This window comes from Agromyces sp. CCNWLW203 (assembly GCF_036576125.1).
Classification (GTDB): domain Bacteria; phylum Actinomycetota; class Actinomycetes; order Actinomycetales; family Microbacteriaceae; genus Agromyces.
This window is the reverse complement of the sequence record NZ_JAZHYX010000007.1, coordinates 53,222-66,957: the sequence shown is the minus strand read 5'-3', so window position 1 is coordinate 66,957 and position 13,736 is coordinate 53,222. Positions and strand designations below refer to the sequence as shown.

The following is a 13,736-nucleotide window of genomic DNA, read 5'->3' as shown; positions in this document are numbered from 1 at the left end:
TCTCGCTCACGACGGGTCCACCCGTCCGACCGCCTCGCTCGCCGATCCGAGTCCCGCGAGCGCCATCGAGTTCGGGCGAGGACGGGTGCGAGTGCCGTCACGGTACCCGCGCCGCCAACCGTCGCGCAGGATCGCGCGGTCCGACGAACGCACGAAGGTCTTGATCCACCGCCGCACGCTGGACCCGCCGTACACGGCCTTCTCGAACACCGAGAGGCTCTGCGACCGCCGGAACATCCAGAGCTTGTTGCGCACCTCGTAGTAGAAGCGGGGCCCGGGGTCGGCGTCGGTCGCACCCAGCACCTTCGTCTTGTGCACGACGACGGATGCGGGAACGTGCAGTCCGCGTCGACCGCGCAGCACTCGCGTCGAGTACTCGAAGTCGTCGTTCCAGATGAAGTAGTCGGCGATCGGCAGCCCGACCTGGCGCACGACGTCGGCTCGCACGAGCATGGAGACGAACGAGGTGCTGCGCACGGCGACACCGCCTCGGCGCGCCGCAGCGACACGCTCGGACTTCGACACGAACGGCTTCGCCCTCGGCGTGTTCATCGGGTGCTCGGTGCCGTCCGTCCAGACGACCCGGGAACCCGCCGCGGCGATGTCGGTCCCGTCGACGGCCGTCAGCAGCGCCGCGAGCGCGTCGGGGGTCGGCACGGTGTCGTCGTCCATGAGCCACAACCAGTCGGGCTCGTGTCGATCGAGCGCGACGGCCATCCCAGCTGCGAACCCGCCGGCACCTCCGGTGTTGCGCGGGAGCGACACGAGGTCGACGAGTTCGCCCGCTGCCCGAGCGACGTCAGCCGAGTCATCCGTCGACGCGTTGTCGACGACCACGACTCGCGCGAGCGGATGCCGCTGGGCTGCGAGTGCCTCGAGCACCTCGACGAGAAGATCGCGCCGGTTGTAGGCGACGACGACCGCGACCACGCGCGGGCTGACAGCTGACGAACTCATTGACTCTTCGGGCTCGAGGACGGGGGACACTCCATCTTGCCCTGTCGACGTGCTCGTTCCCTCCACAGGAGGCGCTTTCCCCCGGTTTCATCAGGGGCGCGACGCTAGATTGGTGACGGTGCCCGCGCACCGATCGAGTGAAGGAGCCCCATGCCCACGACCCTGCGAGTGATCGTCGATCAGGTCATCGCACCGGTCCCCGGACCGCACGGCGCCTACGCCGAGGCGCTCGCTCGCGCCCTGATCCAGGCCACTCCCCCCGGCTGCGAGGTCGAGGGCATCGTCTCCTCGTCGCCGCCCGCCGACTACGAGCGCCTGGAAGCGTGCTTGCCCGGGCTCTCCGGTCTCTACAAGACCACCCTCGCCCGTCGAGAGCTCGCGGCGGCGTGGCAGCTCGGACTGACCACCTCGCCGGGCGGCGGCATGATCCACGCTCCGGGGCTCTTCGCTCCGCTCAGGCGTCACGATCGCACCGTCTCGGGCGACCAGGTCGTGGTCACCGTCCACGATCTCCTGGCCTGGACCCACCCCGAGTCGCTCACGACCGCATCCGTCGCGTGGCAGAAGGGCATGCTGAAGCGCGCACGCAAGCACGCCGATGCCGTCGTCGTGCCCACGCACGCGCTCGCGGAGCGGCTCGCGAACGTCGCCGACTTCGGAGACCGCGTTCGCGTCATCGGCACGGCTCCGAGGCCCGGTCTCATCCGGCCGACGGACGCCGCCGACACCGCTGCCCGTGCCGCACGACTCGGTCTGCCCCCCGCCTACCTCGTCGCGACCGGCACGCTCGAACCGCGCAAGGGCATCGTCGACCTGCTCGAGGCACTCGGCCGGCCCGGTATGCCCGACATCGACCTCGTCGTGATCGGCCCTCCGACCTGGGGTGAGCTGCACCTCGCGACGGTCGCCGAGGAGTCCGGAGTCGATCCGCGTCGGGTCCACGCCATCGATGCCCCCGACGCCGCCGATCTCTCCGTGATCCTGGCCGGTGCCACCGCGTTCATCGCGCCCAGCCACGACGAGGGCTCCGGCACGTCGCTCATCGAGGCGTTCACGTTCGGGCTGCCGGTGATCCATTCCGACACCCCGGCCTACGTCGAGGTCGCGGCCGAGGGCGGGCTCCCCGTGCCGATCGGCATCGGGGGCGGCTACACCGAACGGCTCGCAGCCGCGATCAGCACCGTGGTCGAGTCACCGGCGCTCGCCGAGCGGCTCTCCGTGACGGCGGGCGACCGCGCGCACGCGTTCAGCTGGCGCGACTCCGCAGAGCGCGTCTGGCAGCTGCACGCCGACCTCTGAATCGGCGGCGAGAACGGATGCCGCGGCATCCGTTCCCCTATTCAGTCGCCGGTTCCTCGGTCGCGGGCGCGACGGCCGGCTCGATGAGCGAGCGGATGTAGTCCCAATCGGGATCGGTCGGGTCGACGCCGTTCGCCGGTACGAGCTCGACCGTCGTGATCGGCAGCTCTTTGGTCTTCATCGAGAGGTCGACGAAGTAGCCGAGCATGGACTGCGGGATGTCGGTCTTCACGGTGTCCGCACCCGCGGCCGCGACCTCCTGGAACTTCGAGAGCACGTTCGTCGGCGTGAACTGGTGCAGCACGGCCTCCTGCAGCACTCGCTGGCGCGCCATCCGCTCGTAGTCGCCTCCGGCGGTGCCGTAGCGCGCCCGGCCGAACCAGAGGGCGTGGTAGCCGTCGAGGTGCTGCTGGCCGGGCTCGATCCATCCGTCGACGCCCTCGTTGTTCTCGTCGCCGCCGATGGGGATGCGCACGTCGACGTTGATGTCGACCCCGCCGAGCGCATCGATGAGCTGCTGGAAGCCCTGCATGTCGATGAGCGCGTAGTACTGGATCTCGAGCCCGGTGATGCCCTCTGCGGCATCCCGGATGCCCTCGATGCCGGGTTCGCTGCCCTCGGCGACGGCGTTCGGGTACATCTCGGGGCTCTTCAGCTCGACCTCGGTGTAGATCGAGTTGAGCTGGCAGACGTCGACCTCGCATCCGTCGATCGCACCGTAGCCCTCGGGGTAGACGGCCGCGAGCGGCGAGTCCTCGGGGAACGGCACGTACTCGAGGTCGCGGGGCAGGCCGATGGTGACGGCCTGGCCGGTCTCGGCGTCGATCGAGACCACGGTCATGCTGTCGGGCCGCATGCCCTCACGGTCGGGGCCGGAGTCGCCGCCGAGGAGCAGAATGTTGTACCGGCCGTCGACGGGCGGCTCGCTCGGACCGGCGGCGAAGACCGAGGCGATGAACCCGCTCGCCGTGGTGGCGACGTAGGCGCCGTAGGCTGCGGTGCCCGACAGCCCGGCCATGAGGAGTACCGAGAACGCCGCCACCCAGGCCCGGGCGGAGGGCGCTGTCTTCACGAGCCGCACGAGTCGCAGCGTGTCGAACGTCAGGATCACCCAGAGCACCGCGTAGAACGCGAGCACGATCGCGACGATCCAGAGCGTGATCGACATCGAGAAGACCGTGTAGAGCGTCGCCGGCCATAAGAGGTAGACGATGAGGGCGACGACGGCCAAGGTCCACAGCACGAGCGTCGACCCGAGTCCGAACCTGCCGAGCCTGCGACTGCCGGCGAGCACCTGCGGGGCGCCGGGGATCAGGAAGTTGAGCACGACGAGCCACCACGCACGGCGGGTCATGACCGTGCGCGAGGCGACGTCCGGGTAGCGGATCGGGCTTGCGGCGAGCGTCATCGGTTCTGCTTGAGCCGTTCGTTCTTCTCCTCGACGAGCGCCGCGAGGTCGGTCGCGTACGCGTCGAGGGCTGTGGAGAGGTCGGGGTCGGATGCAGCGAGCACACGTACCGCGAAGAGACCCGCGTTCTTCGCACCGCCGATGGCCATGGTGGCGACGGGGATGCCGCCGGGCATCTGCACGATCGAGAGCAGCGAGTCGAGGCCGTCGAGGCGCGAGAGCGGCACGGGCACGCCCACGACGGGCAGCGTCGTGACCGAGGCGAGCATTCCGGGCAGGTGGGCCGCGCCGCCGGCGCCGGCGATGATGACCTTGAGGCCGCGAGCAGCTGCCTGCTTGCCGTAGGCGATCATCTTCTCGGGCGTGCGGTGCGCTGAGACGACCTCGACCTCGTGGGCGACGCCGAATTCGTCGAGCAGCGCGGATGCCTCGCTCATGACGTTCCAGTCGGAGTCGGAACCCATCACGACGCCGACGAGGGGTGCGGTGTTCGTCTCAATCACTTGATCGAGTGTAGGGCCGCGTGCTGTGAGATGACCGCAGGGCACGCGGCCGGCCGGCGCGACGCCCGACGCGTCAGTCCTGGAAGAACGCCGCCGTGGCCCGCGCCTCGTAGACGACGGCGTCGAGATCGTCGCCCGTCGCCGTGACGTGGCCGATCTTGCGCCCGGGTCGCGGAGCCTTGCCGTAGTTGTGCACCTTGACGGTGGGGTGGCCCGCGAGCGCCTCGGCGTAGCGGTCGGCGAGCGAGCCCTCGGCCGGCCCGCCGAGCACGTTGACCATGACCGACCAGTCGTCGCGACTGCCGGTGGCGCCGAGCGGAAGGTCGAGCACTGCGCGCAGGTGCTGTTCGAACTGGCTCGTGGTCGAACCGTCCATCGACCAGTGGCCGCTGTTGTGCGGCCTCATCGCGAGTTCGTTGACGAGGATCCGCTCGTCGCTCGTCTCGAAGAGCTCGACGGCGAGCACACCGGTGACTCCGAGACCCTCGGCGATCGTGATGGCGACGTCGGCCGCGACATCCGCGAGCCTGCCGGCCGACCGCGGTGCCGGCGCGATGACCTCGCTGCAGACGCCGCCGACCTGCACGGTCTCGACGAGCGGCCAGGCGACGACCTCGCCGGAGGGGCGGCGTGCGACGAGTTGGGCCAGCTCGCGACGGAAGTCGACGAGCTCCTCGACGAGCAGGGCGCCAGGGGTGCCGTCTTCGGCGATCGTGGCGAACCACTCCGCGACCTCTGCGGCGCTGCGCACCACCCGCACGCCCTTGCCGTCGTAGCCGCCGCGCGGGGTCTTGACGACGGCGACGCCGCCGTGGTCGGCGATGAAGTCGTCGAGTTCGGCGGGGGTCTCGACGCGGGCCCAGTCGGGCACGGGCAGGCCGAGTTCGGAGAGGCGCTCGCGCATGACGAGCTTGTCTTGCGCGATGCGGAGGGCGTCGGGGCCAGGGTGCACGGCAACGCCGGCGTCGACGAGCGCGCGCAGCACGTCTTGCGGCACGTGCTCGTGGTCGAAGGTGATGACGTCGACGTCACGGGCGAACTCGAGCACGGTCGCCGCGTCGGTGTAGTCGCCGACCCGATCGGCCGCGATGGCCGCCGACATGCCATCGGCCTCGGCGAGCACTCGGATGTCGACTCCGAGCTCGATCGCCGCGGGGATCATCATCCGGGCGAGCTGCCCTCCACCGATCACTCCGACCCGCACGCCTGCACTCCGTTCACCGCCGCCGTCGGCACCCGCACGGGCGCCCAGTTCAGTCTAGGCCGCGCCCGACCGCATAGGATGTGCCGGTGTCCACCCGCCTCGCGAGCGCCCTCCGCCGCCTCTGGGACAGCCTGCTCGCCTACGCGGTGAAGTTCGGGGTCGTCGGCCTCATCGGCCTCGTGATCGACGTCGCCCTCTTCAACGCGCTGCGGCTCGGCGTCTTCGGTGAGGGTCACTGGGCGCAATCGGCGATCGGCGCCAAGACGATCTCGACGAGCGTCGCGATCGTGTTCAACTGGCTGGGCAACCGCTACTGGACGTTCCGCAAGCACCGTCGACGCAACTACCTGCGCGAGTTCGTCGAGTACGCGATCGTCTCGCTCGGCGGCATGGCGATCGCCCTCGGATGTCTCTGGGTCAGCCATCACTGGCTCGGCTACACGAGTCTCGTGGCCGACAACATCGCGACCAACGTGGTCGGCCTGGCGCTCGGCACCGCGTTCCGTTTCGTGCTCTACCGGTACTGGGTGTTCGGGCACCACCGCGCCGACGGCCTCTCGAACCTCTCGCGTGTCGAAGAGGCGCAGCGGACCCTGTTCGAGGAGCCCGAGGGGGCACCGCCGCTTGAGAACCCCGAGGGGACGTCGCCGACGGCGAACGCCCCCTGAGCCCTCGCTACTCCGCCGGCTCGGCGGTCGGCTGGAACCAGGGCGGGTAGACGGCGACGCGGGCTCGCACGCCGGCAGCGGCGAGTTCGGCTCGCACGCGGTCGCGCACGGGCTCGTTGGCCACCGCGATGAGCGCGACGTCGTCGAGCGGCAGGCACTCGCGCACGAGCAGCTCTGCGCCGTCGAGGCCTGCGCCGTCTTCTTCGCGGTGCAGGCGCTGCAGCAGGCGCTGCACGTCGGTCCACTCGCTCGCGACGGCGGCGCCCGTGACCGCGGCATCCGCTTCGCTCACGACGATGGTGCCGGCCACCTCGGCCTTGCCGGCCTGCGCGCTCGTGAGCGAGCTGACGAAGATGACGAAGTCGGTCGGTGCGCGCTTCACGGCCTCCTCGCCGAGGCGAGGGTCGGGCGTCGCGGTGCGCACCGCGTTCCACACGTGCGCATCGGTCGTGAGCAGGAACGGCACGTAGTCGGCGACCACGGCGTCGGTGCCGTCGATCGCAGCACCGCGGCGGTACTCGCGGGCGTGAGGAGCAGCGAGGTCGACGACCGGCACCGCACCCGCGGCGTCGGCGAGCAGGGCGCCGGCATCGAGGATCGGCGGGAGGTTGTCGATGTGCGTCACGTGGTAGATGCGCATCGCCTTCAGGTCGAGACGCGGCGCGTCCGATGCGATGGTCGGCCGCGAGGCGCCGGGCACGCGCGCCGGGGGCCGACCGCTGCGGGTCGTCGTCGACCGTGCGGATCGGGCCACGGGAGCGGGCGCAGGCTTCGCCTCGGGCTCGGGCGGGGGGAAGCAGATGGCGCAGAGGCCGTCATCGAAACCGTGTTTGCATTCGTCGGCCAAGAGAAACCCTTCATCGTGCGGCTCGCGCTCGGGCGACGCGAGACCACCTGTCCACGTTACGTCCTTAATCGACGTCCCGCTGCACGATCGCTCAGGTTCAGCGTCCGCCCCAGGCGACGGTGTCGCCGTCGATCATGTTCTGCTCGGCCCGCCGGCGCTCGGCGGCCCGCGCCTGCTCCTCGCCCATGAGCTCCTGCAATGCACCCTGCACGAGGGCCGGCTTCGGCACGTCCTTCAGCACGAGGGGCTTCTCGTGACCCGTGTCGATCTGCACGTCACCCGATCCGAAGGCGCTCTGAGCCCACGTGCGGCGCACCGTGACGTCGTTGCCGCGGCTCAGCAGCATCTCCTGCCGCACCCGCACCCAGATGCCGCTGCGGGCGATGACCCGCCTGGTCGTGATCGTCGTGCGGCGAGTGAGCCACGCGAGGAACGGCAGGAACGAGCCGAGCAGCAGGGCGACCACGCCGCCGCCGACGACGGCGAGCACCTGCCAGGTCTCGGGCACGATGGCGACGCCGTAGGCCGTCGCCCCTGCGACGACGATCAGCAGGATCGAGGGGAGGACCAGCATGCGGGCGTGCCTGCGCACGCGCGCGACGACTCGCTCGGGCGGCTGCGACGCCGGCACGACCGACTCGGGTGTCACGGCAGGCCTCATACGCCATTAATACCGCAGGTGGGTCACGTCTCCTGCGGCGACAGACCACGGCTCGCCGTTCTCGCGGTCGATCACGACGAGCCGGCCGTCGGCGTCGAGCCGCTCGGCATGCCCGAGGAGTTCGCGGTCGCCCGGCAGCTCCACGCGCACCTCGCTGCCGATCGTGCCGCAGAGTTCGGCGACGCGCGCCGCGATACCGCTCGCCGCGGCATCAGCCCCCGATCGCACGAAGTGGTCGAACATCTCGAGGAACGTGCCGAGGTAGTCGGCCAGCACCGCATCGGCATCGGGCTGCTCGCCCGTGACGAGCAGCAGCGACGTCGAGGTCAGGGTGGGCAGGTCGTGCTCGTCGAGCGTGAGGTTGAGCCCGGCGCCGACGATGACCGCACCCGTGTCGGGCAGCAGCTCCGAGAGGATGCCGCAGATCTTGTAGCCCGAGACGAGCACGTCGTTCGGCCACTTGAGCTCGACCTCGACCCCGCCGCTGTCGTCCTGCGCCTCGATCTCCTCGATCCGGTTGCGACGACGACTCCGACGAGCGGATGCCTCGGGCTCACCGCCATCGAGCGCCGACGCCGACGGCAGCGACCCCACCCCCGTGGCAGGCGGCACGTGCGGCTCGACGGCACGACGCACAGCCTCGGTCATGGCCGCTCCTGCGATGAGCGGGATCCAGCCGTAGGCGTCGGACGGCAGCGGCGCACCGCCGTCGAGTTCGGGGCGCAGCAGCACCGAGATCGCGAGGGTCTTGCCCGTCGGAGCCATCCAGACCCGGCCGAGGCGGCCCCGCCCCCGCGTCTGGTTGTCGGTGACGAGCACGGCGCCATGGCCCCACTCCGCTGCATCCGGCCCGCTCGCAGCAGAGCGCATCTCGTCGTTCGTCGACCCGACCTCGTCGCGGAACTCGAACCGCGGCACCGCCGCTCGCGATCGCTCCCAATCCATGCGATCACCCTACCCAGCCGCGTGCGCCCGTCGCGCACTCCCCCGACTCGCCCGGCTTTGTACGAAGTCGGGCAACTCGGGGGTCGATTTGTAGGAGATCGTCAACGAAGTCGGCGACTTGCACAGCGGTAGAGTGAACGGCGTGACCGAAGCGACTGACGGCCCCGACCTCTCCACGACCGCCGGCAAGCTCGCCGACCTCAAGCTCCGCTACCACGAAGCCGTGACGGCATCGGGTGAGGCGGCGATCGAGAAGCAGCACGCCAAAGGCAAGATGACGGCGCGCGAGCGCATCGCCGAACTGCTCGACCCGGGCTCGTTCGTCGAGCTCGACGAGTTCGTGCGCCACCGCACGCACGCCTTCGGCATGGAGGTCAAGCGCCCTTACGGCGACGCCGTCGTCACCGGCACGGGAACCATCCACGGCCGCCAGGTCGCCGTGTACTCGCAGGACTTCACGATCTTCGGCGGCTCCCTCGGCGAAGTCGCGGGCGAGAAGATCATCAAGGTCATGGAACTCGCCCTGAAGACCGGCGTGCCGATCATCGGCATCCTCGACTCGGGCGGAGCGCGCATTCAAGAGGGCGTCGTCGCCCTCGGCAAGTACGGCGAGATCTTCCGCCGCAACACCCAGGCCTCCGGCGTCATCCCGCAGATCTCGATCGTGTGCGGCCCGGCGGCGGGCGGCGCGGTCTACTCCCCCGCCCTCACCGACTTCGTGATCATGGTCGACAAGACGAGCCAGATGTTCGTCACCGGCCCCGATGTCATCAAGACCGTCACGGGCGAAGACGTCGGCATGGAGGAGCTCGGCGGCGCTCTCACGCACAACTCGGTCTCGGGTGTCGCCCACTACCTCGCGAGCGACGAGTCCGATGCGCTCGACTACGCCCGCACGCTGATCTCGTTCCTGCCCGACAACAACATGACGGATGCCCCGGTGTACGACGCCGAGGCCGAGCTCGAGATCACCGACGACGACCGGCGACTGAACACCGTCATCCCCGATTCGCCGAACCAGCCCTACGACATGCACTCGGTCATCGAGGGCATCGTCGATCACGGCGACTTCCTCGAGGTGCAGCCGCTGTTCGCGCCGAACATCATCGTCGGCTTCGCCCGGGTCGACGGGCGAACGGTCGGCATCATCGCCAACCAGCCGAGCCAGATGGCCGGCACCCTGAACATCGCGGCCGGCGAGAAGGCCTCTCGCTTCGTGCGGTTCTGCGACGCGTTCTCGATCCCCATCCTGACCCTCGTCGACGTACCGGGCTACCTGCCCGGCACCGAGCAGGAGTGGACCGGCGTCATCCGCCGAGGCGCCAAGCTGCTGTACGCCTACGCCGAGGCCACCGTTCCCCTCGTCACGATCATCACCCGCAAGGCCTACGGCGGCGCCTACATCGTCATGGGGTCCAAGCAGCTCGGCGCCGACATCAACCTCGCCTGGCCCACCGCCGAGATCGCCGTCATGGGCGGGCAGGGCGCGGTGAACATCCTCTACCGGGCCGAGATCAAGGCCGCCGAGCTGGCCGGTGAAGACGTCGCGGCCGTGCGCACGCAGCTTGCGAACGAGTACACGTACAACGTGGCCTCCCCGTTCCTCGCCGCGGAGCGCGGCGAGCTCGACGGCGTGATCGAGCCCGCAGCGACCCGGGTCGCTGTCGTGAAGGCACTGCGCGCCCTCCGCACGAAGCGCGCGAGCCTCCCGGCCAAGAAGCACGGGAACATCCCGCTGTAGGGTGAGCAAGATGAGCGACGAGAACGACGAACGCGCGGCCGCGCTGCGCTTCGAGACCCGCCTGGTCACCCCCGAAGACGCCGCTGCGGTGACCGCGGTGCTGCTCGCCGCCCTCGACGAGCAGTCGGGCGAAGCGGCATCCGTCGACCCGGGTCGCAACGCGTGGGTGCGCGGCGGCGGTGCGATGCGACGACCGTTCGAGGTGGGCCCCGGACGCTGGGTGCGCTCCGGCAACTGAAGCGGATGTCCCCCGAAATCCGCGGCGCGGCCGTCGCGGGGCGACGGTCTCCGCACGAATCCTCGCGGAATCGGAGAAAGGGGGACACATCGTGTCCCCCGAAATGATGACTTTGCGAACCTCGGATCGTGCACCAATATTGTCAGTGCAGGCTCCACAGGAGTCGCCACCGTCATCGGTCGGGTAACCGATGGCAGTTGGGGGCGAGTCAGTGCGACATTCGGGTTGTCGCGGTGACTCGGGCTTGATGGGGGGTCGATCTCAGATCGGCCCCCCACCTTCATGTCCGGCGCCGGCCGCGCAGGTCGATGCCGGTGCGCTCGTCCGATCGCGACGGATCAGAGGATCCGCGGGATCTCCAGCCAGAGCTCGACCTCGGCCTCGTCGGAATCCGACGATGAGTGCACGGAGTCGCGCAGCCCGACGACCGTGACCGCCACCGGCGACGCCTCGGCCGCCGTGCGAACGATGACGCGATCGGCCGTCGATCCGGCGAGCGCATCGGCGAGCCGCGACAGAACCCGATTCCGCGTCGCCTCGTCGAGGTCGTCGATGCCGCCCTCGTCGAGCAGGGTCACCGTGATGCCACGGGCCCGAGCACGCTGCACCTCGAACCGCACGGCGTCGGTCAGCAGCATCCGCCCCCGGATCTCGTCGCGGATGGCCGCCTCGAGTATGCGGCACTCGGCCTGCTGCGCCTCGGTGAGGGCGCCGCCCCGATCCGCTATTCGACGCAGCATCGGCGCTGCGAGCCGATTGGTGTGGGCGAGGCGCATCCGGCCCTCGAACAGGTGAGCGTCCTGCGCCGCCTGCCAGGCGGCGGCCTCCCGTTCGGCCTGCGCGTAGCGACGCGTCTCTCGTGCCGCACTCGTCAGCGCGCTCGTCAACATGTGCGCGATGCCGACCCAGACGATGCTGCCGATGACGCCGAGCCCGCCGAGCGAGAACGGCCCGGCCCACACGACGCTCTGCACGGCGAGAGCGATGACGCCGAGCCACGCCGCCGTCAGCTGGCGCCGGGCCGCCGTGATCGTCATGAGCGTTCCCACGGCGGCGACGTACCACGTGGCGTAGCCGTTCTCGGCGTCGGGGTCGAGCTGGCTCGTCACGAGCAGCGGCAGCACGATCGACACCGCGAGATCGAACGCGGCGAGCCAATCGGGCATGCGCACCCGCTTCGTCGGCCAGAGGCTCAACGTCGTCGCGGTCGTGTAGAGGAGCAATGCGACGACGGCGGGCCACGGCGACGCAGCCTGACCGAGCGAGTAGATGCCGAGCACGACGTGATAGGTCGAGAACAGGGCGCCGAGCACGAGCAGGAGCCAGCGGGGAATGGCGATCATGCGCCGCCTCCTGCTCCCTGCGGCCACGCGACCGTCACCGTCGTACCGTGTCCGATCCTCGACTCGATGTGGGCCATGCCGCCCGCGTTGGCCATGCGCTCCTCGATCGAGACGCGAAGGCCGAGTCGCTCGGCGGGCACCCGGTCGATCGCGAACCCGCGGCCGTTGTCAGCGATCTCGATCACGCAGCCGCCCGCGCGCACTCCCCTGATACGAAGCTCCCGCCGCGTCGACAGGCCCGGCTCATCGGCGTGCTGGAGGCTGTTGACCATCGCCTGCACCGCGGCCGCATAGAGGGCTTCGACCGCCTCGACCGGCAGCTCCACGCCGCCCGCGTTCACCACCCGCACCGTGAAGGGCGTGGTGAACGTCGTGAGCGCCGCCCGCAGCCGCCGCACGAGCACCGGCAGGCCGACCCGGTCGAGCGCGCGCGGCCCCGTCGCTCCCGCCTCGTCGAGGCGCTGCACGGCGTCGCGGGCCATTCGTGCGGCGAGCTGCTGCTGCTGCTCAGGCGTCGTCGCAGCCGCCGCGGAGAGCAACGTCGTGAGCACGCTGTCGTGCACGAGCGCGTCGATCTTGACCCGCTCGATCTCGTTGGCGTGGAGGCGCGCTGCGACGTCGTACCGCTCGAGGGCCGCCTCCTGCGCGGCGTCGACGGCTTCGGCGGTCTGGCGCAGCATGGTGACGATCACGAGCACGACGACGCCGAGCACGATCGCGTACAGCGCGTCGAGCACCGCGAGCAATGGCCCGGCGTCGCCACCCGCCGGGAAGAGGCGGATCACCCCGTACACGGTCGGGACGACGAGCGTGTACACCGCGGCCCACACCGGGGTCACGGCCATGACGGCAGCCGTGGTCGCGACGGTGCACAGGTAGTACAGCCACGGCGTCGAGCCGTCGAGGGCGGCCGGGTCGTCGACCAGGAACGGCCACGCCACGAGCGCGGTCACGTACAGCAGCGCGAAGGCGAGGCTCGCGGTGCGCACAGCGACCTTCGTCACGGTCGCGACGGCGAGACCGACGATCGCGCCGTACAGCACGGCCATGAGCGCGGCCCCCGCCCCGGGCAGGAGTGCGCCGGCCTGCTCCAGTGCAGCGGGTATCGTCTGCGCACCGAACACGAGACCGAAGAGGCCGAGGGCGCGCCCCGTGACGGTCTCGACCTGTGCCCGGGTGACCGTGGAGCGGCGACGCGCGGGACGCGTCACCCGCCAATCAACGGCGGGCATCTCCGCCATCGTCGAGTCCGGGCAGGATCCCGTCTTCGACGGCACGGCGCAGCAGGTCGACCTTCGTCGGCGCAGGGCGCCCGACCTCGATGTACTTGGCCCGGATGCGGTCGAGATACTCGCGCGCCGTCGAGTGCGCGATGCCGAGCTGGGCCGCGACGAGCTTCAACGGCAGCCCCGAGGCGTACAGGTGCAGCACGTCGTGCTCACGCCGACCGAGCTGCGCCTTCGCGAAGTCGCGATCGGCCTCGATCGCGCTCGCCCACTCGACGTTGTTGAGTACCTCGCCCCGAGCGACCGTGGCGATCGCCCCGATCACCGCCGACATCGGTGAAGCCTTCGGGATCACGCCCGCGGCGCCCGCCGCGAGCGACTCGCGCACCGCGGCGACGCGATCGGCGATCGAGTGCACGAGCACGGCGCTGCCGGTCGCGAGCACCGCCCGAACGTTGTCGGTCACCGAGCTGCCGTCGCCGAGCGACAGGTCGAGCACGACGACGTCGCACGCACGACCGGCGAGGCCGTCGAGCAACTCGGGCACGCTCGCCGCGTCGATCACGACGTCGTAGCCCGCGTCGCGGCACGCCGCCCGCAGGCCGAGGCGCACCGCTTCATGGTCGTCGACGATCGCGACGGTCGCCGCGGCATCCGATTCTCGTGTCGGCGCTGCGCCGTGCCCCTCATTCACGA

The 13,736-nt window shown here is 70.3% G+C and carries 14 protein-coding genes; 4 read left to right on the top strand and 10 right to left on the bottom strand.

Annotation, left to right across the window (positions count from 1 at the left end; all coding sequences use genetic code 11):
* Positions 1–6: 6 nt before the first annotated feature.
* Positions 7–957 (bottom strand): glycosyltransferase, encoded by a 951-nt coding sequence (locus tag VPH61_RS15740; RefSeq protein WP_332064459.1) that lies wholly within the window; start codon positions 955–957, stop codon positions 7–9.
* Positions 958–1,107: 150 nt separating this feature from the next.
* On the opposite strand from VPH61_RS15740, the gene VPH61_RS15735 reads away from it, so the two are divergent.
* Positions 1,108–2,256 (top strand): glycosyltransferase, encoded by a 1,149-nt coding sequence (locus tag VPH61_RS15735; protein ID WP_332064458.1) that lies wholly within the window; start codon positions 1,108–1,110, stop codon positions 2,254–2,256.
* 37 nt (positions 2,257–2,293) lie between these two features.
* On the opposite strand, the gene VPH61_RS15730 is transcribed toward VPH61_RS15735, so the two are convergent.
* The 3 genes from VPH61_RS15730 to VPH61_RS15720 form a co-directional block, all read right to left on the bottom strand.
* Complete coding sequence (locus VPH61_RS15730; protein WP_332064457.1) at positions 2,294–3,664, bottom strand: LCP family protein; 1,371 nt, start codon at positions 3,662–3,664, stop codon at positions 2,294–2,296.
* A complete protein-coding gene (gene purE / locus VPH61_RS15725) occupies positions 3,661–4,128 on the bottom strand; it encodes a 5-(carboxyamino)imidazole ribonucleotide mutase (protein WP_442879121.1) in 468 nt (155 codons plus the stop codon). Before purE ends, VPH61_RS15730 begins: the two co-directional genes overlap by 4 nt.
* A gap of 112 nt (positions 4,129–4,240) precedes the next feature.
* Positions 4,241–5,359: a 5-(carboxyamino)imidazole ribonucleotide synthase gene (locus VPH61_RS15720; RefSeq protein WP_332064620.1), complete on the bottom strand. Its 1,119-nt coding sequence runs from the start codon at positions 5,357–5,359 to the stop codon at positions 4,241–4,243.
* A gap of 98 nt (positions 5,360–5,457) precedes the next feature.
* On the opposite strand from VPH61_RS15720, the gene VPH61_RS15715 reads away from it, so the two are divergent.
* Positions 5,458–6,039 (top strand): GtrA family protein, encoded by a 582-nt coding sequence (locus VPH61_RS15715; protein ID WP_332064456.1) that lies wholly within the window; start codon positions 5,458–5,460, stop codon positions 6,037–6,039.
* A gap of 7 nt (positions 6,040–6,046) precedes the next feature.
* On the opposite strand, the gene VPH61_RS15710 is transcribed toward VPH61_RS15715, so the two are convergent.
* The 3 genes from VPH61_RS15710 to VPH61_RS15700 all read right to left on the bottom strand — a co-directional run bounded on the left by VPH61_RS15710 (position 6,047) and on the right by VPH61_RS15700 (position 8,492).
* The gene (locus VPH61_RS15710; protein WP_332064455.1) at positions 6,047–6,793 is read right to left on the bottom strand and encodes a DarT ssDNA thymidine ADP-ribosyltransferase family protein; all 747 of its coding nucleotides are present in this window, start codon (positions 6,791–6,793) and stop codon (positions 6,047–6,049) included.
* 190 nt (positions 6,794–6,983) lie between these two features.
* Positions 6,984–7,535 (bottom strand): PH domain-containing protein, encoded by a 552-nt coding sequence (locus VPH61_RS15705; RefSeq protein WP_332064454.1) that lies wholly within the window; start codon positions 7,533–7,535, stop codon positions 6,984–6,986.
* Positions 7,536–7,553: 18 nt separating this feature from the next.
* Entirely contained in the window at positions 7,554–8,492 is a 939-nt protein-coding gene (locus VPH61_RS15700; protein WP_332064453.1) for a biotin--[acetyl-CoA-carboxylase] ligase, read from the bottom strand.
* A gap of 142 nt (positions 8,493–8,634) precedes the next feature.
* Here VPH61_RS15700 and VPH61_RS15695 point away from each other — a divergent pair, with 142 nt between their 5' ends.
* Together VPH61_RS15695 and VPH61_RS15690 are read left to right on the top strand one after the other, a co-directional pair.
* The gene (locus tag VPH61_RS15695; RefSeq protein WP_332064452.1) at positions 8,635–10,233 is read left to right on the top strand and encodes an acyl-CoA carboxylase subunit beta; all 1,599 of its coding nucleotides are present in this window, start codon (positions 8,635–8,637) and stop codon (positions 10,231–10,233) included.
* Between the two features lie 10 nt (positions 10,234–10,243).
* Complete coding sequence (locus VPH61_RS15690) at positions 10,244–10,471, top strand: acyl-CoA carboxylase epsilon subunit (RefSeq protein ID WP_332064451.1); 228 nt, start codon at positions 10,244–10,246, stop codon at positions 10,469–10,471.
* A gap of 338 nt (positions 10,472–10,809) precedes the next feature.
* Here VPH61_RS15690 and VPH61_RS15685 read toward each other — a convergent pair whose 3' ends face one another.
* Genes VPH61_RS15685 through VPH61_RS15675 form a run of 3 tightly spaced genes read right to left on the bottom strand, consistent with a single transcriptional unit; the run spans position 10,810 to position 13,734 of the window.
* Complete coding sequence (locus VPH61_RS15685; RefSeq protein WP_332064450.1) at positions 10,810–11,814, bottom strand: hypothetical protein; 1,005 nt, start codon at positions 11,812–11,814, stop codon at positions 10,810–10,812.
* Entirely contained in the window at positions 11,811–13,046 is a 1,236-nt protein-coding gene (locus VPH61_RS15680) for a sensor histidine kinase (protein ID WP_332064449.1), read from the bottom strand. Before VPH61_RS15680 ends, VPH61_RS15685 begins: the two co-directional genes overlap by 4 nt.
* Positions 13,033–13,734: a response regulator transcription factor gene (locus VPH61_RS15675; protein ID WP_332064448.1), complete on the bottom strand. Its 702-nt coding sequence runs from the start codon at positions 13,732–13,734 to the stop codon at positions 13,033–13,035. The genes VPH61_RS15680 and VPH61_RS15675 overlap by 14 nt, the downstream gene beginning before the upstream one ends.
* Positions 13,735–13,736 lie beyond the last annotated feature (2 nt).

Coding starts and splice junctions, on each gene's coding strand:
- VPH61_RS15735 (WP_332064458.1), top strand. CDS start 1,108: ATGCCCACGACCCTGCGAGTGATCGTCGATCAGGTCATCGCACCGGTC.
- VPH61_RS15700 (WP_332064453.1), bottom strand. CDS start 8,492: ATGGATTGGGAGCGATCGCGAGCGGCGGTGCCGCGGTTCGAGTTCCGC.
- VPH61_RS15685 (WP_332064450.1), bottom strand. CDS start 11,814: ATGATCGCCATTCCCCGCTGGCTCCTGCTCGTGCTCGGCGCCCTGTTC.
- VPH61_RS15690 (WP_332064451.1), top strand. CDS start 10,244: ATGAGCGACGAGAACGACGAACGCGCGGCCGCGCTGCGCTTCGAGACC.
- VPH61_RS15680 (WP_332064449.1), bottom strand. CDS start 13,046: ATGCCCGCCGTTGATTGGCGGGTGACGCGTCCCGCGCGTCGCCGCTCC.
- VPH61_RS15730 (WP_332064457.1), bottom strand. CDS start 3,664: ATGACGCTCGCCGCAAGCCCGATCCGCTACCCGGACGTCGCCTCGCGC.
- purE (WP_442879121.1), bottom strand. CDS start 4,128: ATGGGTTCCGACTCCGACTGGAACGTCATGAGCGAGGCATCCGCGCTG.
- VPH61_RS15740 (WP_332064459.1), bottom strand. CDS start 957: ATGAGTTCGTCAGCTGTCAGCCCGCGCGTGGTCGCGGTCGTCGTCGCC.